General features: G+C 40.5%; 15 protein-coding genes. 4 read left to right on the top strand and 11 right to left on the bottom strand.

The window, feature by feature from the left end; translation table 11 throughout:
* Window position 1: 1 nt before the first annotated feature.
* From A3O17_RS03800 to A3O17_RS03790, 3 genes are all read right to left on the bottom strand, one after another.
* On the bottom strand, window positions 2-1,591 hold the full coding sequence (locus A3O17_RS03800) for a bifunctional aspartate transaminase/aspartate 4-decarboxylase (protein WP_064212985.1): 1,590 nt from the start codon (window positions 1,589-1,591) through the stop codon (window positions 2-4).
* A gap of 77 nt (window positions 1,592-1,668) precedes the next feature.
* Window positions 1,669-2,454, bottom strand: coding sequence for a DNA repair protein RecO (gene recO, locus A3O17_RS03795; RefSeq protein ID WP_064212984.1), 786 nt, complete (start codon window positions 2,452-2,454; stop codon window positions 1,669-1,671).
* A gap of 15 nt (window positions 2,455-2,469) precedes the next feature.
* Window positions 2,470-3,912, bottom strand: coding sequence for a basic amino acid/polyamine antiporter (locus tag A3O17_RS03790; protein ID WP_064212983.1), 1,443 nt, complete (start codon window positions 3,910-3,912; stop codon window positions 2,470-2,472).
* Between the two features lie 280 nt (window positions 3,913-4,192).
* On the opposite strand from A3O17_RS03790, the gene A3O17_RS03785 reads away from it, so the two are divergent.
* The 3 genes from A3O17_RS03785 to A3O17_RS03775 all read left to right on the top strand — a co-directional run bounded on the left by A3O17_RS03785 (window position 4,193) and on the right by A3O17_RS03775 (window position 6,427).
* Complete coding sequence (locus A3O17_RS03785) at window positions 4,193-4,969, top strand: sulfite exporter TauE/SafE family protein (RefSeq protein WP_081255640.1); 777 nt, start codon at window positions 4,193-4,195, stop codon at window positions 4,967-4,969.
* Between the two features lie 4 nt (window positions 4,970-4,973).
* A complete protein-coding gene (locus A3O17_RS03780) occupies window positions 4,974-5,843 on the top strand; it encodes an MBL fold metallo-hydrolase (RefSeq protein ID WP_064212982.1) in 870 nt (289 codons plus the stop codon).
* 191 nt (window positions 5,844-6,034) lie between these two features.
* Window positions 6,035-6,427 (top strand): hypothetical protein, encoded by a 393-nt coding sequence (locus tag A3O17_RS03775; RefSeq protein ID WP_057827425.1) that lies wholly within the window; start codon window positions 6,035-6,037, stop codon window positions 6,425-6,427.
* A gap of 197 nt (window positions 6,428-6,624) precedes the next feature.
* Here the strand turns inward: A3O17_RS03775 and A3O17_RS03770 are convergent, their stop codons facing one another.
* The 4 genes from A3O17_RS03770 to parE all read right to left on the bottom strand — a co-directional run bounded on the left by A3O17_RS03770 (window position 6,625) and on the right by parE (window position 13,168).
* A complete protein-coding gene (locus tag A3O17_RS03770; protein ID WP_064212981.1) occupies window positions 6,625-7,662 on the bottom strand; it encodes a ribonuclease H family protein in 1,038 nt (345 codons plus the stop codon).
* An 88-nt stretch (window positions 7,663-7,750) separates the two neighbouring features.
* Window positions 7,751-8,503, bottom strand: a complete 753-nt coding sequence (locus A3O17_RS03765; protein ID WP_064212980.1) for a LytR/AlgR family response regulator transcription factor — start codon at window positions 8,501-8,503, stop codon at window positions 7,751-7,753.
* A gap of 156 nt (window positions 8,504-8,659) precedes the next feature.
* The gene (parC, locus tag A3O17_RS03760; RefSeq protein WP_064213004.1) at window positions 8,660-11,065 is read right to left on the bottom strand and encodes a DNA topoisomerase IV subunit A; all 2,406 of its coding nucleotides are present in this window, start codon (window positions 11,063-11,065) and stop codon (window positions 8,660-8,662) included.
* A 48-nt stretch (window positions 11,066-11,113) separates the two neighbouring features.
* Window positions 11,114-13,168, bottom strand: coding sequence for a DNA topoisomerase IV subunit B (parE, locus tag A3O17_RS03755; protein ID WP_064208209.1), 2,055 nt, complete (start codon window positions 13,166-13,168; stop codon window positions 11,114-11,116).
* A 227-nt stretch (window positions 13,169-13,395) separates the two neighbouring features.
* On the opposite strand from parE, the gene plsY reads away from it, so the two are divergent.
* Window positions 13,396-14,022: a glycerol-3-phosphate 1-O-acyltransferase PlsY gene (gene plsY, locus A3O17_RS03750; RefSeq protein ID WP_064208208.1), complete on the top strand. Its 627-nt coding sequence runs from the start codon at window positions 13,396-13,398 to the stop codon at window positions 14,020-14,022.
* 51 nt (window positions 14,023-14,073) lie between these two features.
* Here the strand turns inward: plsY and A3O17_RS03745 are convergent, their stop codons facing one another.
* The 4 genes from A3O17_RS03745 to topA form a co-directional block, all read right to left on the bottom strand.
* Complete coding sequence (locus A3O17_RS03745) at window positions 14,074-14,949, bottom strand: aldose 1-epimerase family protein (protein ID WP_064212979.1); 876 nt, start codon at window positions 14,947-14,949, stop codon at window positions 14,074-14,076.
* Between the two features lie 19 nt (window positions 14,950-14,968).
* Window positions 14,969-16,381: an ATP-dependent protease ATPase subunit HslU gene (gene hslU, locus A3O17_RS03740; protein ID WP_064212978.1), complete on the bottom strand. Its 1,413-nt coding sequence runs from the start codon at window positions 16,379-16,381 to the stop codon at window positions 14,969-14,971.
* A 10-nt stretch (window positions 16,382-16,391) separates the two neighbouring features.
* On the bottom strand, window positions 16,392-16,919 hold the full coding sequence (gene hslV, locus A3O17_RS03735; protein ID WP_057827418.1) for an HslVU peptidase proteolytic subunit: 528 nt from the start codon (window positions 16,917-16,919) through the stop codon (window positions 16,392-16,394).
* A gap of 200 nt (window positions 16,920-17,119) precedes the next feature.
* A complete protein-coding gene (topA, locus tag A3O17_RS03730; protein WP_064212977.1) occupies window positions 17,120-19,243 on the bottom strand; it encodes a type I DNA topoisomerase in 2,124 nt (707 codons plus the stop codon).
* Window positions 19,244-19,261 lie beyond the last annotated feature (18 nt).

The following is a 19,261-nucleotide window of genomic DNA, read 5'->3' as shown; positions in this document are numbered from 1 at the left end:
ATTACTTCTTGGTCTTTAAATACTTTTCATAGTATTCTTCAAGCAATTCGTTGATCTTTTCAGCAATGACCCGGTAGGCCTTGCTTGGTAAATTAGCTTCTGAAACCCGGATAATTCCCGGTTGGGTTCCGAAACCAACTCCATCCATTAAAATAACTCCATTATCCTCAGAAAGTTTCATCAAGAAGTCAATTTGAGCAAATGATTTTTCAAAGTACTTTCTGAACTGCTTGCCGTATTTCTCCTCCGCAAGCTTATAAATATCGATCAAAGTATAGTATTTAGCATTTGTCCGTGAATTATCCGCTTCGATTCCAAGACCCTTAACTAAATCAGTATACCGCCGATTAACTACGTACCGGCATTCATCGATATACGCATCCGTTGAGCCGTTTGCATAAACTAAGTGGGTCAGTGCAAACAGAACTTCCATCATTTGTTGCGGCGTTGAAAGTCCGGAAGTATGATAAAGTCCGATTGAACGGCTATCAGCGGCAATCCGTTCGATAAACGGCAACTTATCCGGGTCAGTTTCAACTAACCGGTACCGATCATTAATTGCGGCTTGTTCATCCGCCGACAATTCATGAATCAACCGGTCAAAAATGTTATTTTCATTCATTGCAAGCAGACCTAACCGCCAACCAGTTGCACCGTAAAGTTTTGAAAATGAATAAATCAACAACGTATTTTCTGGAGCAACACTGTAAACGGTTTGGAACCCATCAACAAATGTCCCGTAAACATCATCCGTGATAATCATTAAGTTTGGATTTTCCGTTACAACTTCCCGAATCTTATCCAAAACATCATCGTCAAATGCCCGTGAAGCCGGATTTGTCGGATTAACGATAAACAATGCCTTAATTGAAGGATCTTTTAATTTATCTAATTCGTCCGGATTAACCTTCCAATCATTATTTGGATCAGCTTGAAGCTTAACTTCAACTAATTCGTAATCGTTTAACTTTGGAATTTGCAAATACGGCGTGAAGATCGGCGTGTTGATCGCAATCTTATCCCCAGGCTTGATCAAATGGTTTTCAGCCAATGAATGGAAAAGATATACAATCGCAGCTGTTCCACCTTCAGTTGCCAACAATTTCGTTGAATCTGCAAGTTGCACGCCGTTATATAACGTTGATTCAAGGTACTTATTCAAAATAACTTCGGTATTTTTCAAAATCCGGTTCGGCGTTGGATAAGTATTTCCCATGATTCCGTTTGTTAATTCAGCAACGAAATCATCCAAATCCAAGTTCAACTTTTGTGAAACATAGTCCAAAATGTCCAAAATAAATTGGTCATTTTCATGGGCTTGCGGATCAAGAAAATCTTTTAAGCGCTCAGTGATTCCTTTCTTTTCAACGAAGCCTGCTAAATCACGCCGGTTGATCGTCCGTTGCGATTCATCGATCCCAAACTCCGTTAACCGGGCAAACGCTAATCGCGCCTTAGTATTGATCCAGTTTGGATTTCCTTTCCCTGCATTTAAAAATTTATGATTGTTTTTCTTTGCTAATTTAAGCATTAGACTACTGATTTCAAAAGCCCCAAGTTTTTCTAAAGCTTTTTCTTGGCCAGCATCCATATTAAAATCTATCCCTTCTGCCTTTTTAAAATACACCTAAAAATTATACCAGTGTTTAAAATAAAATAAATAAGTTTTTAATTATTTTTATTTTTAAGAATTTTATCCCATGATCCCATCTGATCGATAAATTTTTTCGCTTTGACGTAAACGCCGACTTGACTGTTATAAATTTCATCCAGCGCCCGCCGTAAATTGTGTTTGGTCGTTTCTTTTAAATTGATCGAGTTCAATTTCGTTAGATCAACAACGCTAAATTGCCGCAAAAAGTAAATCGTCCGTTTATCTAAATGCAGCCGGTGCTCATCTAAATGCCAGTGCTCCTGGCATAACAGCCCGCCATACATTTCAGAATAATCAAACGGAAGATCATCGCGCCCGCAAACCGCACATGCCTGCCAGTTCGGTTGGACTCCAAAACATCCAAGTAACTTAACCTCGATAATATTGGTAATGATGGCTGGATCATAGCCTTCGTCAATTAATTGTAACGCGGTTGCAAGCTGAGTAAACCATAAACTCGCCAAGTCTGGCTGATTACCAAATGCTTGGCGAGCTAATCCAAGAATATATGAGGCATACGCGTTAAGCTCAATATCTTGCGAAATTTCTTGGTACTGAGCAACTTCCCTCGTCGTCGTAATAAATGACAATCCATCATCATTGATTTTTCCAATATAAGTTCCGTGAGTAAACGGTAAAATGGCAGCTTGCATTCGAAAACCGCGTTTCCGCGCTCCCCGAATAAAAAACGTCTTAAAGCCAAAGCGGTCAGTTAAAATCGTTACTAACATATCGCGTTCCCGGTAATCTTGTCGACTAACAACAATTCCCGTAAACTCTTCATCTGAATAACTTCCCACTAATTCACCTGCTTACTAATTCAAAAGTAAAATAACCCCGCCGATGGCAACGACAACAATTGCAGCGGCAAACCATTTTTCATAACGGGTGAAAATCGGTTCCCCAGGAGCTTGTTCTTTCCGGGCTTTGACAAACAACGGAATTCCGATCACGTATGCAATAAATGCAATCGTTACGTAATTGATTCCAGCTGAAATCCCCATGATCAAGGTAAACAAAGCCGCCAAAATTCCAGTTACTAATGCACTGATCCGTCCCTTTTGCCCCGGATAATTTGCTTGCTTAATTGAGAGCTTGATCAAATATAATGCACTAATAAAGTACGGCGGAACCGTCATTGTTGCTACGATCGTATACGCCATTTGAAAGGCATCGTTTGCAAAGTGTGATAGCAGAATGATCAGTTGCATCACGACCGTTGCTGCAAAAAGCGAGAAGACTGGAACATGCTTTTTATTTTCCTTTGCAAAAATCTTGGGAAATGCTCCATCCTTTGCAGCGGCAAACGGCATTTCGGCTAACATCATTGTCCATGACAACCAGCATGACAAAACTGAAACGATCAACCCGGCCGCAATGATCAACCGGCCTGCTGAACAGTGCATCGCCAACGTTAACAATTGAGCCGTTGATGGTGATACCATTCGGGCAATCTCACCATATGACAATAATCCTAACGGCAACAACGAAACAATGATGTACAATGCAAGACACATAAAGTAGCCAATTGCCGTTGCCCGCTTAACTTCAAGCTGCGATTTGGCCCGGTCTGATAAGACAACCGCGCCTTCAATTCCACCGAACGCCCAAAGCGTAACGGTCATGGTCTTCAAAACTTGATGAGGGATGCTTCCCAATGATTGATCATGCAACGCTGGAATTGATTGGGATGCACTGAAGTTCGTTGTAAACGTGACCCACTTAAAGTGGATTGCCAATGCAACAATAATCAATGCAATCACTGCCATCCGGGCAACCGTTCCAACAACCGTTACCCAACCGGCTTGCTCAATTCCGTACGCAATAATAAACGTCATTCCCCATAAAATAATCGTGGCGCCAATGACTGACGGCCAGTTATTTCCGCCGCTAAACTTTTCTGGGAAGAAATAATTCAGCGTACTCATAATCAAAACCGCATATGCAACGTTTGAGAAACACTCACAAATCCAGTAACCCCATGAAACAAAAAAGCCTGTAAACTTTCCAAAACCGGCTTCGCCGTACTTGTACAATCCCGTCGTTAAATCCGGTTTTAATTCCGTCAGTTTCAAAAACATTGAGGTTACAAACCACATTCCAATTCCGACAACGATCCAAGCAATAATTTGGGCTTTTGCTCCTGCAACCGATGCCATGTTTTTCGGTAAATCAAAAATTCCGCCTCCAAGCATCGCACTCAAAACGACACTTGCCAGGCTTAATAATCCGAGTTTCTTTGTTTTGTTGTTTTCCATTTAACTTCGTCCATTCTTTCAAATTTTTCTTTCTGGTTCATTATTTTTCAATTTCATGCATCCGTGGATGTCGATGGGCGAAAACAAGGCGTTTTATTTGAATTTGTTGAAGAAAAATTTTCATATCATCCACGGTCCTTTCAATACTTTATTTCAAATTATACCAATTATTAATCAAGATTACACCTATTAATTTCGAAACCGGCCGAATTATTAACCTTCATCTCATAGTTATGCTAGACTTACTCGATAGAAAACAACAATTATTGGGGTGAATTAAATGACTTATCTGTTATATGGGGTTTTAATTATTATTGGCTTGATCACTGGCGGAATCACAAGTCTTGTGGGCGCCAGCGCGGTCACCTTGATTGTACCGACCCTTTCAATGCTCTTTCACGTTGATGTTCATACTGCAATTGGAACCAGTCTTTTCGTCGATATCGTGACTTCGATCGTTGTATCGTACAATTACTACCGGAAAGGCCACGTTGAATTAAAGTTTGGTCTTTGGATCGCAGTTGCGTCAATTATCGGAGCACAAATTGGAGCGACCATCGCCAACCAAACTAAAGGCGTTACCCTTTCCGGCCTTTTTGGTATTCTATTGATCTTCTCCGGAATCAGTCAGTTACGGAAAGCGAAAAAAGGAAATCAAAAACCGCAAAAACAAATCAATTTTAAACATCAATGGACCGAGATTTTAACCGCCGTTTTAATCGGAATCGTCATCGGAATTATTAGCGGAATCTTCGGTGCTGGTGGCGGCGTCATGATTTTACTTGCGTTGGTTGTAATTCTTGGATACCCAATGCATACAGCGGTTGGAACATCGACCTTGATCATGGCCATCACGGCCCTTTCATCTGACGTTGGATATTTTACGCATGGGCACATTAATTTCCTTTATGGAATCTTACTAGCTATCGGTGCTGTTATCGGCGGAATGCTCGGATCAAAATATGCCAACAAGATCAATGATCAAAAGTTAGCTGTTTTCCTTGATATTTTCTTCATTATTATCGGCATTATCATGCTTGTGCAAATGGTAGGTTAATTCAATGAAACAAATTACATCTGACGTCTATTTAATGAAAATGGCTCAAACAGATTCCCGTGCCCCACAAGTTAATGTTTACTTTTTAAAAGACGAAAAGTTGTTAATTGACGCAGGACCGGATAACTACCCGTGCTATTTAAAATTACAACAAAACTTGAAAAGCCTTGGAATCGATCTCAAACAGGTATCCGTGGTTATAACCCACCACCATCCAGATCATGTCGGCTTGTTAAAGTACTTTCCTAAAGAAACCGCGGTCTATGCTGATCCAGGAGTCCGATACTACGGAACAGTTGCATATTTAAGTGCAATTGAAGAACAAACCCAACAACTGCAAACCTTGGGCATTCCGCCGCATGCCATTGATCAGATAAAGGCTCAGCTTCAAAAGCGGTTTTTACCTTTCCTAGAAAACGTTAACTTTAAAGACTTGAATCGGTTACCTGTTTCTTCTGTTCGGATTCAACGTTTACGCGGTCATTCACCGGCCGACATTGTTTTTCAAAAGGATAATTTCTTTTTTGGCGGGGACCTGATTTTAAAAGGAATTTATTTTAACGTTCTTTTAGACATTGATCCGGTTAACCAAAAACTTTGCCTTTTGAACCAGGAATACGAACAGAATATCAAGAAGATTTTAACGACGTTTAAAATCCAAACGTGGTGCCCGGGACATGGCGATCCAATGAACTTTTCGAGTTTAGTTAAGGTCAACCACAAATACCAAAAACTTCGACAACTGATTCATCAACGAATCGCTCAATCTTTTTCATTTTCTGACTTTGATTCAGCAGTTCGTGAGATTTACAGTTACTTTCCACGTTTAAACGATTATTTTTATTTATCTGATATTTTAACGGTGATTAAATGAAAACGAGGCTAGAAGATTAATCCTAGTCTCGTTTCTTTATTAAATATTAGCTAAACAGTTTGCCTTTTAGTTAAGAAATAAGCATTCATAAATAATTGGGGCCGTTTTCTTATACTTTAAATTCAATAACTACTACAATAAGCTTGTAAAGTGAATTTTACAAATAAACTAATTATAAGGGGTTATCACTTATGGATTACGCAAAAGAAGAAGCAAAGTTATTAACAAAGATCAACGATCAAATTGAAAAACTTGATATCAATTTATCCAAGATGGGAAGTGCTGAAAACAAACTTGCTCATTTTGCCGATCAAGAAAAAGCATTGCATGATCTGCACAGCATCATTCGTGACGGGAAGAAAATTGACCATGTCGAAGAACGGGCTGAAAAACAATCCGAAAAAGAAGTCCAAAATTGGATCAATGACGAAAACAGCACCGTTAATAAAATCGAACGCAAAGTTGACGATTTGATTGGAACCCTTTCAAATGTCAGCGATGATGATTCAAAAATCAAAAGTTATGTTGAACAAAAGAAAGTGATTGGTGATATCAAATCAATCATCAAAGAATTCAGCAAATAATTAAGTATTAAGGAGAGACTGTGACATAAGTTGCAGTCTCTTTGTTATTCCCGCATAATCGGGTTCCAAAACAAACGAGCTACTTGGAAGTTCGAAACCTCCGAATCTATGCTGGCGCGATTCGTTCGCTTTTCTGCTTCCATCACGCTCGTTTTAACGTTTTATCACACCTTATTCTTTTTTATATTTCCAAACATTCAATTTTTAACAAATAAGTTTCGGGAATGGATCTTCCCCACCATCTGTTTTAACCGGGATCCTTGATTATACAACAACATTAAATACGTGCCATATGTATTTGGAAGATCTCCAATCATCACAACTGCCTGTTCAGCTGGAACCCAGTTAATTGCTTGCGTATTCAATTCTTTTGCCCGATAAAAATGAAATGTTTCGGTTTGTAAAGCAGTGAACGCAGATGGATGATTATTTAAAAAATCACGCAAAAACTGATCATCATTCATCAACTGGTAACATAAATGATTATCAGCCTTTTCCTTGTAAATCACTTCACGGGTAAGCCGATCAACGTAGTTATTATAATATGTTTGGGCGTGGGCTTTGACAACTTTAAAATGAATTTCAATCTGCGAATTTTGGCGAAAATGTTTAAGCTGATTGATAAAATAATTACAAATCGGTAAGTTTGAACGATTGCCGTTGATCCACCTAACGATATTATCACTATCCGTTACGATCATTATTTCTTGATACTGGTTCGCAACCGCCCACTTTAACGCGCGCACGATTGCTAATGCTTCTCCAGCATTATTCCGCGCTTCAATAAATCGCGTTTGCTGTCCCGTGAATCGTTCTTCATGAACAACATGCTTCTCCGCATCAACCGCAACAAACGCCCCGCTATAGCAACCATAACTTTCAATGAATGAACCATCCGTGTATAAAACAATTCCTTTTTTACGAATATTTTGTAATAATTCCCCAAAATCAAGGTACCGCCGCAGAGTTGCTCCGGGATGTCCAATTAAAAAATTCACAACCCGTTCAGTTGAAAGGAAAACCATTTCCTGTTCTTTAAAATCAACCACATAAAAATTGCCGGTTATATTCTTCTCAGCTCGATTTGGCACCTTGCCGACGAACGTCTTGGCCTCACCTAACGTTTTAAAAGCTTTCATTTTTGCATTCGAAAATCCTTGAGTTTGCTTCCATGCATCAAGATAATTTGAATAAATTCCGGGGATTCGCCCTCGCCGAACCGCATAATATTTCATTCTTTCTCACCTCGCATGCATTATTTTACCACAAAAAGAACATATGTTCGATAATAATCAATAAAAAAAGGCGACTTTCGTCAGCCTTTTACTCTTCGTTCTCATTTAACAGTGCTTGCTTCAATGCTTTCGTCTTACTTAATGAAAAGACCTCTTCATCACTGTTTTTGAAATAGATTACGCGCATTTTGTAGTCGACACGTTCAATATTTTTCGGATTAACCAGTAATGAACGTGAAACCTTCAATAATCCCGTCTCTTTTTCCAAATTAGCAATATTGTCGAAAAATTCATACTGCCCATCTTGCGTAACCAAAATTACCCGATGAGCTTTATCTGATGATGTAATATAAATAATTTTCTTTTCTTCGAAGTTTAATACTTGGTTGCCAATTGAAAATGAATACATCTTGTCATTTTCAAGGGCTTTTTTTTCGATCCGTTCATATGCCAAATTCAGCGTATCAACGATTTCGATGCGCATTTGCTCATAACCCATATCTTTCGTGATAAATCCAAGCGGTTCAACCTGGCGTTGAAGGGTTAACGGCGCCATCTCTGTATGGGTTGTAACAAAGATAATCTTTCCGCTAATATCGTGATTCCGAACCCACTGAGCAAGATCGATTCCGTTAATATCTGATCCAAGATCAATATCAAGGAAATAGACCCCTTTTTCAACTGAATTTTCTTTAATGTATTCCTCAATCGCATGCGGGTCTGATGATTTAAATGCCAACTTATATTGGTTAGGATGAAACATATTAAAATCATTGATAATCAAGGTTAAATTTGCCAATTGTTCTGGATTATCTTCACAAAGAATAATTGGATATTCCATGTTTCCAAATACGCTCCTCTTCGTTTCGAATTCAAACAATAAAAACTATTATACAAAATAATTTATAAGAAAAGATTAAGATTTTTAAAATTCTTGAACTAATAAAAAGGCTGCGACTCTTATGTCACAACCTCTTTCAATTAGATTAATACCTTGCTATTCTTTATCTTCTTCAGGTTCATCCTTTAAAATACATTCAGCATGCATTACATTTCCCTGCGTTTCAGTATCTAAAACAAATGAGCCGTTTGAATAGCGATCACTTAACGGATGATCAGCAGGATCAATTGAGACGATCTCGTTATGATCGGTGATTACGTGAATTTCCTGACCCGGTTTGATCAGTACAACCGCTGCAACGCGGTGCGGATTGCGTTTCAATTCCCGCAGGACTTGAACCCCGCGCCGTGCTCGGGTCGTTTGCGGAATTTCACTGACCTTCATTTGCTTAAATGCTCCGCGATGAGTGATAATGCCAATTACTGCATCGTCATTTACCAATTTAACTGCACTCAAATAATCATCCCGCAGATCCATGTTCTTAACTCCGGCAGCCTTAGCCCCTAAAACAGAGACTTCACTTAAATCATAGCGCAAACCATAACCGCCGTGAGTAATCGCAAGGACTTGCCGCGGTTGGTCATCGTTGACAAATTCAACGGTCAAAACTTCATCCGTTGGCGTCTTTAACTTGATATACATGCTGGCCCGTGAGCGATATGTTCGTCCTGGTTGCAAATCAGCTAACTTGGTCTGTTTGATCAGCCCTTCCTTCGTTGCAATTACAAACTTGCCATCTGTTTTCAAGGATTTCAAAACTTCAACGTGCAAAACGAACTCATCTGCATCCAAACCAATCGTTTGAGAAAGGTGTTCACCCGTATCTTTCCACCGCATCTCCGTAATTTCATGGACTGGCCGATAAATCATATTTCCCTTGTTCGTAAACATTAAAACGTGATTTAAAGTATTGACTTTTCCTTGGAAAACAGGCTGATCTTCGTCACGCAATCCATTATCCTGTTCATCTGAAGCCGTGTATGATCGGATCGATGAACGCTTGACGTAACCTTGTTTTGAGATCAAGACCATTACGTCCTCTTCGGCAACCGTAACCTTGGTATCGATCTTCAATTCTGAAATTTCATCCTGAATTTCGGTCAACCGCGCAGAACCATACTTTTTAGCCACTTCTTGTAATTCAGTTTTAATAACCCCATCAAGTTCTTGCGGGTCATTTAAAATCTGTTGGAACCGCGTAATCTTTTCGGTTAATTCAGCAGCTTCCTTTTCTAACGCCGTTACGTCGGTATTGGTTAAGCGATACAATTGCAATGAAACGATTGCTTCCGCTTGTTTTTCAGTGAAATCATACTTTGAAACTAAATTATCCTTTGCATCCTTCTTGTTTTCAGAGTGCCGAATCGTATGGATCACTTCATCAAGAATCGACAAGGCCTTGATTAACCCATCAACGATGTGTTTCCGGGCCTGAGCTTTATCAAGATCAAACTTGGTCCGGCGACTAGTAACTTCCCGTTGATGATCAACGTAAGCACTTAAAATTTGCTTCAAGCCAACATGTTCCGGCCGCTTATTATTGATTGCCACCATGTTAAAGTTATACGAAATTTGCAAGTCGGTGTTTTTAAACAGGTAATTTAAAATTCCTTGAGCTTGCGCATTGCGCTTCAACTCAATCACGATCCGTAATCCTTCACGGTCACTTTCGTCTCGAACTTCAGCGATTCCTTCAACCTTTTTCAAAAGGCGAATTTCATCGATTTTCTTGACTAGCAATGACTTATTAACTTCATACGGAATCTCAGTGACAACAATTTGCTGCTTGCCGCCCTTAATTTTTTCGATTGAAGTCCGTGAACGAAGAACAACTCGTCCCCGGCCTGTCCGATAAGCCTTCTTAATTCCGTCAATTCCTTGTAAGATTCCGCCAGTTGGAAAATCAGGTCCCTTAACGAATTGCATCAAATCTTCAAGGGTTGCATCGGGATGGTCCATTAAATAAATCGTTGCTTGAATCGTTTCGGCGAGATTATGGGTTGGAATTTCAGTTGCATAACCGGCAGAAATTCCAGTTGCCCCATTAACCAGTAAGTTTGGAAAGCGCGCTGGTAAAACGGTTGGTTCGTATTCGGTATCATCAAAGTTCAGAACCATTTCAACCGTATCCTTATCAATGTCCTTCAACATTTCAGATGCGATTTCAGATAACCGCGCTTCAGTATACCGCATTGCAGCCGCCGGATCGCCGTCCATTGAACCATTATTTCCATTCATTTCAATTAACGGTTCCCGCAATTTCCAATCTTGACTTAACCGAACTAACGCTTCATAAATTGAGGAATCGCCATGCGGGTGAAAATTCCCCATAACATTTCCGACCGACTTCGCTGACTTGCGGAAAGCTTTGTCATAGGTATTTCCATCTTCATTCATTGCATATAGGATTCGCCGCTGAACCGGCTTCAATCCATCCCGAATATCAGGCAATGCCCGTTCTTGGATGATATATTTTGAATACCGGCCAAACCGTTCACCCATAACCGCTTCAAGGGATAATTCCTGAATGTTGCTTTGTTTACTCAACTGCTAGTCCTCCTTTTCATCTGGATTGTTAAGAAAATCATCATCAAAAAGGGATTCTGAATAATATTCTGCTTCCTTAGCCGAATCTGCATTTCCAGTTCCGTGAGCTCCTTCAGCAGCAACCGTATCTAACAGACTGCCATCTTCTTCAAGTGAAAACTTAACGTTGCGCTCGATCCATTTCCGTCGGGGTTCAACTTTATCACCCATCAGCGTTGTGACCCGTTTTTCGGCAACTGCTTCATCGTCGATCTTTACCCGTACTAAAGTCCGAGTTTCAGGGTTCATGGTCGTTTCCCATAACTGATCAGCGTTCATTTCACCAAGTCCTTTAAACCGTTGCAACGTATAACCCTTGCCGAATTCTTTCGTTGCCTGTTGCAATTCATCTTCGGTCCACGCGTATTGAACCTTTAACTTCTTCTTAACTTTCTTTTGCAACTTATACAATGGCGGTAATGCAATGTATACCCGGCCAGCATTGATCAACGGCCGCATGTACTTATAGAAGAATGTCAGTAACAACGTTTGAATGTGCGCCCCATCGGTATCCGCATCGGTCATAATAATGATTTTGTCGTAATTGGCATCTTCAAGTTTAAAATCAGCACCAACACCGGCCCCAATCGTATAAATCATTGTATTGATTTCTTCATTTTTAACAATATCTTGCAGCTTGGCCTTTTCAGTGTTCAAAACCTTACCTCGAAGCGGAAGAATTGCTTGAAACTTCCGGTCACGGCCTTGCTTAGCTGAACCGCCGGCAGAATCCCCTTCGACAAGGAATAATTCATTTTTCTTTGCATTTTTCGACTGCGCAGGCGTCAGTTTTCCTGAAAGTAATTGATCTTTTTTCCGCCGCTTCTTTCCGTTCCGGCTTTCATCGCGGGCTTTCCGTGCTGCTTCACGGGCATCCCGCGCTTTCATTGCTTTTCGAACAAGGTCTTGGGCAAATTCCCCGTTTTCCATCAAATAGTATTGCAACTGCTCATTAACGACGCCATCAACGATTGATCGAGCTTCGGGAGTTCCCAATTTTCCCTTCGTCTGGCCTTCAAATTGCAATAATTCTTCTGGAATCCGAACCGAAACAATTGCTGAAAGGCCTTCGCGAACGTCACTGCCGTCTAAATTCCGCGCACGTTCCTTTAACAATCCCACCTTACGGGCATATTCGTTGAACGCCTTTGTCCATGCTGATTTCATTCCGGCTTCATGCGTTCCGCCATCCTTCGTCCGCACATTGTTAACAAACGACATGATCGTTTCTGAATAGCCGTCATTGTATTGGGCTGCGACTTCAACTTCAACGCCGTCCTTTGATCCTTCAAAGTACATGACATCGCCCAACGTATCCTTATCTTCATTTAAGTACGCAACGAATTCTTTGATTCCTTCTTCGAAATGGAAAACATCCTGTTCCCCGCCGTCACGTTCGTCCGTTAACGTGATCTTAACACCTTTCAATAAGAAAGCTGATTCACGCAACCGTTCAGCCAGCGTATCGTAATTATAATGGGTCGTTGAAAAAATCGTTGGATCCGGCTTAAAGGTAACGGTTGTTCCGCTCTTCTTTGAAGTTTTACCGATTTTACGTAAAGTTCCAACTGGTTGGCCGCCGTTAACAAAGTCTTCTTCGTATTCAACACCATCGCGGACCGTATTGACCGTTAACTTTTCAGACAAAGCATTTACAACCGAGGCCCCAACCCCGTGGAGCCCACCAGACGTCTTATATTCGCCTTGACCGAATTTTCCGCCAGCGTGCAAAACGGTAAAAATAACTTCAACTGTTGGAATCCCCATTTCATGCATTCCGACCGGCATTCCCCGGCCATAATCTGAAACGGTAATTGATTCATCGGCATGGATCGTCACATCGATTTCTTTTCCGTATCCTGATAATGCTTCATCGACTGCATTATCAACGATTTCGTAGACCAAGTGATGTAATCCACGTGAGTCAGTTGAACCAATGTACATCCCGGGACGTTTTCGAACGGCTTCAAGTCCCTTTAAAACTTGAATCGAATCGTCGCCATAGTTATTATTTGCCATGCGCTTCAACCTTTCTTTAATGAATTCTGGTTTCTTTTTTATTCTTTAATTCTAATAATTAGTTAAATTGACACGCTAAAGATTATAGCACATTCGCTGCCGTTCCGGGATGATGATTCAAATTCAAATTATTCATTTTTTATTAAGCCAATTGTTTTCAACATAATTGCCGGAAGTGTTGGAAAGTGTTAAAATCGAGTTTGATATTCTTAAAAGGAGGTTACCGAATGAGCTGGAAAATTCCTGTAATGCTCGTAATTGGATACCTTTTAGGTTCAATTCCTTCGGGAGTGTTGATCGGTAAGATTTTCTATGGTAAAGATGTCCGTGATTACGGCAGCGGAAACATGGGCACAACCAATACCTTTCGGGTTTTAGGCAAAAAAGCCGGAATCGTTGTTTTATTAATGGATTCATTAAAGGGGACCCTTGCAGCATTGTTGCCGTACTTCTTTCACTCAAGTGCCAATCCAATGCTGATTGCCCTTTCAGCAATCATCGGCCACGTTTTTCCAATCTTTGCCGGTTTCAAAGGCGGAAAAGCCGTTGCAACCAGTGCGGGAGCCCTGTTAGTTTATAACTGGAAATTCTTCCTTTTAGCATGGGCGATTTTCTTAATTACAATTTTACTTACAAGTATGGTTAGTATGGCAAGCATGGTTGGCTTTACGATCATTACCATCGTTTCATTTTTCTTTGGCGATCCGGTCTTGATCGGCGTGGCAGTTGTCCTAACGATTTTTGTTTTCATTCGTCACTGGAAAAATATCGAACGAATTAAAAATGGAACGGAAAATATGGTTCCATTTGGCCTTGGATATTGGTTGCGTCAACGCAAAGAAAAGAAAAAATAAATATTACATAAAAGGCGGTTGCGACTTGTGTCACAACCGCTTTTGTCATCTTTAAAAGACGTCAATTTCATATTCAGTTTTAAATGTTTGATGAGCTGCCAAATGATTATTAGCAAATTTATGTTTAAAATCTTGGTCTGAATCAACCGTATCAGCAATACTCCACCATGGTTCAAGGCAAACATATTGACCTTCTTGCGGATAACATGACCATACACCAATATACTTTGCATCCGCTGTCTTTAATTGAACTCCATGCCGCTGATCATTATCTGTCAGCGTAACCGTTGTTGGTCCTTCTCCAAGGTCTAAAATAACCGCATCATCTTTGAAACGTTCATGACTCACTTCAATTTCAGATGTCCGTTCTTCTTTCAAATGATCAATATCAGCATACGGTCCGTTCAACGGAATGATATTCCGAGCAGTTTGCGGTTCAAGCTTAACAACATAGTCATCGTAAAAGTGATCACCATCCATTGGAACTTTAAAAGCCGGATGCCCGCCGATTCCAAACCACATTTCTTCATCCGCCGGGTTTTCAACTTCATAGCCAACTTGAACTCCATTATCCGTTAACTTAAATGCTAATCTTAAAATGAAATCATATGGATATAACTTTTTCGTTTGATCAGATGAATGCAATTCAAGAACCACTTGATCGGATTCGGTCTTTAAAACATCAAAATCCATGTCCCGCGCAAACCCATGCTGGTTCATATGATATTCCTGACCATCAACCGTATAAGTGTCATCCTTTAACCGTCCAACCGTTGGGAAAAGAACTGGAGCGTGCCTTCCCCAATACTTGGCGTCGCCACTCCACATATATTCTTTTCCGCTTGTTTTATTGATTAAACTGACTAATTCTGCTCCATGTTCATTGATGGTTGCTGTCATCTTTTGATTTTCGATCGTAATTGCCATTTTTAAGCCTCCGCTTCAATTACAAAATGTAACGTGACAAATCTTTATCAGCTGCAATTGATCCAATCTTGTCTTCAACATATGATTCGGTAATCGTAATTTCACCCATTTGCATATCTGGGCCTTCATAAAGCAAATCTTCAAGCAGTTTTTCCAAAATTGTATGCAACCGCCGCGCACCAATATTTTCATTTTCATGGTTAACCCGGTATGCAATTTCCGCAATCTTTTCAATTGCTTCAATCGTGAAGGTTACCGAAATGTTATCCGTCCCAATCAACGCAATATATTGCTTGATCAAGGCGTTCTTCGGTTCCGTCAAAATCTTCACGAAGTCTTCCTTCTTCAATTCGTCAAGTTCGACCCGAATTGGGAACCGTCCTTGAAGTTCAGCAATCAAATCACTTGGTTTGCTTTCTGCAAATGCCCCTGAACCAATAAACAAAATGTGATCGGTTTTGACAATTCCGTATTTCGTTTTAATTTGTGAACCTTCAACGATTGGTAAGATGTCCCGTTGGACCCCTTCACGCGAAACTTCACCGTTATTTTGCTTGCCCGTTGATGCAATTTTATCAATTTCATCAATGAAAATAATCCCTGAATTTTCAGCCCGCTTAATGGCAGCAGCTCCAATATCAGCTGAGTCAACTAACTTTTCAGATTCTTCACGGATGAAAACTTCCCGGGCTTCCTTAACAGGTAACGTCCGTTTTACCCGCTTCTTCGGCATCATTGAACCAAGGTCGTTCAAATCAATTCCCATTTGGCCAAGCATGCCTGACTCATTATTGAACTGTTGCCGCGGATCGTCCATTTCAATCGTAACTTCTTGATTTTCTAAGAGACCGCGTTGAAGTTGATCCTTAACGCTCATTCGTTTGCTTTGCGTTTCAGCATCAACCGGTTCTTCCTTATTTGGATCTTCAAAGTTGGGTAACCTGCCCTGTTGTAAATCCTGCATCATTTTCATGAAATCGGCTTGTTGATTTTGACGTTTTTCTTTTCGTTGTGCTGGAACGATAATCTTTGTTAACCGTTCATTTGCTTTTTGCACTGCTTGGCTGCGAACCCGGGCGTACATTTCATCCTGTTCCATCTTGTATGAAACTTCAACGAGGTCCCGGACCATTGATTCAACGTCGCGTCCTACATAACCGACTTCTGTAAATTTAGTAGCTTCAACCTTAACAAACGGCGCATTAACAATTTTAGCAAGCCGTCGCGCAATTTCAGTTTTCCCAACCCCTGTTGGCCCGATCATCAACAGGTTCTTGGGCTTGATTTCTTCTTGCATTTCATCATTCAATTGCATTCGCCGGTAACGGTTCCGTAAAGCAACCGCAACTGCCTTTTTCGCTTGCTTTTGCCCAATAATATACTTATCAAGTTCACTCACAATTTGACTTGGAGTTTTTTCGCTTGTTTGCATTTCAATTCCTCTATTCTTCTGGTTCTTCAACGATTACGTTGTGGTTCGTAAAGATATCAATATCCGCTGCGATATCAAGGGCAGCATGCGCAATTTCAGCCGCTGACATCTCCGGTGAATACTTTGTCATTGCAATTGCCGCTGCTTGAGCAAAATTACCACCAGAACCAATTGCAAGCACATCATCATCCGGTTCAATGACTTCGCCACCCCCAGAAACGATCAATAAGTTGTCCTTGTCACTTACGATCAGCATTGCTTCAAGTTTTTGAAGGGTTTGATCTGACCGCCATTCTTGAGCAAGTTCAACCGCTGCCCGCTTCAAATCATTAAATTCATTTAATTTCTTTTCAAATCGTTCTTCAAGATTAATTGCATCAGCGACTCCGCCGGCAAAGCCAACGGCAACCTTATTATCATAGATTCGCCGAACTTTCCGTGCTTGTCCCTTTGCAATTACCTTTTCACCAAGTGTTACTTGACCGTCACCCGCAATTGCGGTCTTTCCATTATGCTTTACGGCACAAATTGTTGTCATCGTAACTCCTCCTTATTCTTCATTAATTTTCAGTTCATAAATTAATTTATAATATTCATTGTTAATCAATGGTCAAATTTAGTCAAGAATAAATCAACCACCACTGATACCAGTATTTTAACAAATTCACTTAAAAAAAGCGATTTAAGTATTTTTTCAGCAAAAAGAGACCCCGACATCCGTCGCAGCCTCTCTGAAATTTATTTTTCAATTGGTTCTTCATAATCACCGTTTGGACATACAACTTGCCGGCCTTTGCGACTCTTTTTGTATACCAAATAGTGACCATCTTTCGGACAATTACGTCCAACCGGCATATCCCATGAAACAAAATCACAATCCGGATACCGTGAACAACCATAAAAGATCCGGTTCTTCTTTGATTTCCGCTCAAGGATTTCACCCTGTTTGCATTTCGGACATTTAACCCCAATTTCCTTGGTAATCGCCTTGGTATTTCGACATTCTGGGAAACGACTGCAAGCATAAAACTTACCATACCGGCCCATTTTAACAACCATTGGTGCACCGCAAATTTCACAGTTAAACCCAGCCGGTTCATCTTTGATACGAACCTTTTCGATTTTGGCAGAAGCACTATTGAGTTCCTTTTCAAATGGCTTGTAGAATTCATCAACCACCTTGACCCACTGACGTTTTCCTTCTTCAATTTCGTCCAGTTGGTCTTCCAGACCAGCCGTGAAATCAATATTCAAAATATCAGGGAAACAATCCTTGATCATTTGATTTACAATTTCACCTAATTCAGTCGGTTCAAACTTCCGCGCAACTAGTTTTACGTAGTACCGTTTTTGAATGGTATTTAAGGTTGGCGCATACGTTGATGGCCGCCCAACACCATTGCTTTCCAACGTCTTGATTAAAGCCGCTTCAGTATACCGTGCAGGTGGCAACGTGAAGTGTTGGTTCGGTTGATTCTTAACCACTTTAACTTCTTCACCAACTGCTAAGTCAGGCAACTTATTATCCTTCTTGGAAGCATCCTGATAAACCTTTGTAAATCCTGGGAACTTCATTTGCGAACCATTTGCCCGGTAAGTAATTCCATTTTGTTCAAGGTCAACGCGAGCAGTATCATAAACTGCCGGAGTCATTTGACTCGCAACAAATCGTGACCAGATCAATGAGTAAAGTTTCATCTGATCTGGAGTCAAATACTTCTTAAGAGATGCCGGGGTGCGCATTACAGACGATGGCCGAATCGCTTCGTGAGCGTCCTGTGCCCCTTCAGGCAACTTACCAACTCGCGGTTTAAGAGCTGCATACTCAGCCCCATATTCATCATGAATAAACTTCGAAGCTTCATGCTTAGCAACAGCTGAAATTCGGGTTGAGTCCGTCCGCATGTAAGTGATCAATCCGACGGCCCCACCGCGTCCAATATTGATTCCTTCATATAATTGTTGTGCAACCATCATTGTCTTTGAAGTTCTAAACTTCAAGGAATTGTTTGCAACCTGTTGCATCGTTGACGTCGTAAACGGCAATGGAGGTTGCCGCCGCCGTTCTTTCTTTTCAACGTTCGCAACTGTAAATGGCTTTTTCGAATCAAGATCAGCTAAAATTGCTTGCACTTCATCATTATTTTTCGGTTTAACTTTTTTACCGTTCTTACCATAAAAATCAGCATTAAACTTTGAACGTCCCTTTTGGAATTGACCATCAATTGTCCAGTATTCTTCCGGAACGAACTTTTTGATTTCTTCTTCCCGCTTAATGATTAAATTCAAGGCAATCGATTGCACCCGACCAGCCGATAGGCCCTTTTTGATCTTAGCCCATAAAATCGGAGAAATCGAATATCCAACTAACCGGTCGAGAACCCGCCGTGCTTGTTGGGCATCAACCAAGTTCATATCGATTGATCGCGGAGTTTTAAATGCATTCTTGACCGTATCCTTAGTAATTTCATTAAATACGACCCGGTTTTTATCATGCGGGTCAAGTCCTAACAAGTATGAAAGATGCCATGCGATTGCTTCTCCTTCACGGTCCGGGTCAGATGCAAGGTACACATGGTTTGCTTTCTTTGCTTCTTTGCGAAGTTCTTTAATAACGTCGCCTTTACCACGAATTGAAATATAGTGTGGTTCATAATCATTTTCAATGTCGATTCCCATTTTACTTTTAGGTAAATCACGAATATGGCCTAAACTTGCCATTACCTTATACCGTGATCCTAAATACTTTTGAATCGTTTTAGCCTTTGATGGCGATTCCACAATCACTAAATTCTTTTTAACTTTTCTCGTGGTTTTCTTTTTCGTTTTTCGACCTGTTGTTTTCGTTTTGGCTGCAGGCATCCAACCACTCCTTAACAT

Origin of the sequence: Ligilactobacillus aviarius (assembly GCF_001654615.1) — a bacterium.
GTDB lineage: Bacteria > Bacillota > Bacilli > Lactobacillales > Lactobacillaceae > Ligilactobacillus > Ligilactobacillus aviarius_B.
Note: the sequence above shows the minus strand (reverse complement) of the source record. Positions and strands in the feature narration are given on the sequence as shown.

Excerpts from the sequence above, each read along its gene's own strand:
- A3O17_RS03800 (WP_064212985.1), bottom strand. The coding sequence starts at position 1,591 with ATGGATGCTGGCCAAGAAAAAGCTTTAGAAAAACTTGGGGCTTTTGAA.
- A3O17_RS03790 (WP_064212983.1), bottom strand. The coding sequence starts at position 3,912 with ATGGAAAACAACAAAACAAAGAAACTCGGATTATTAAGCCTGGCAAGT.
- A3O17_RS03785 (WP_081255640.1), top strand. The coding sequence starts at position 4,193 with ATGACTTATCTGTTATATGGGGTTTTAATTATTATTGGCTTGATCACT.
- A3O17_RS03780 (WP_064212982.1), top strand. The coding sequence starts at position 4,974 with ATGAAACAAATTACATCTGACGTCTATTTAATGAAAATGGCTCAAACA.
- A3O17_RS03775 (WP_057827425.1), top strand. The coding sequence starts at position 6,035 with ATGGATTACGCAAAAGAAGAAGCAAAGTTATTAACAAAGATCAACGAT.
- A3O17_RS03770 (WP_064212981.1), bottom strand. The coding sequence starts at position 7,662 with ATGAAATATTATGCGGTTCGGCGAGGGCGAATCCCCGGAATTTATTCA.
- A3O17_RS03765 (WP_064212980.1), bottom strand. The coding sequence starts at position 8,503 with ATGGAATATCCAATTATTCTTTGTGAAGATAATCCAGAACAATTGGCA.
- parC (WP_064213004.1), bottom strand. The coding sequence starts at position 11,065 with ATGGGTGAACGGTTTGGCCGGTATTCAAAATATATCATCCAAGAACGG.
- parE (WP_064208209.1), bottom strand. The coding sequence starts at position 13,168 with ATGGCAAATAATAACTATGGCGACGATTCGATTCAAGTTTTAAAGGGA.
- plsY (WP_064208208.1), top strand. The coding sequence starts at position 13,396 with ATGAGCTGGAAAATTCCTGTAATGCTCGTAATTGGATACCTTTTAGGT.
- A3O17_RS03745 (WP_064212979.1), bottom strand. The coding sequence starts at position 14,949 with ATGGCAATTACGATCGAAAATCAAAAGATGACAGCAACCATCAATGAA.
- hslU (WP_064212978.1), bottom strand. The coding sequence starts at position 16,381 with ATGCAAACAAGCGAAAAAACTCCAAGTCAAATTGTGAGTGAACTTGAT.
- hslV (WP_057827418.1), bottom strand. The coding sequence starts at position 16,919 with ATGACAACAATTTGTGCCGTAAAGCATAATGGAAAGACCGCAATTGCG.
- topA (WP_064212977.1), bottom strand. The coding sequence starts at position 19,243 with ATGCCTGCAGCCAAAACGAAAACAACAGGTCGAAAAACGAAAAAGAAA.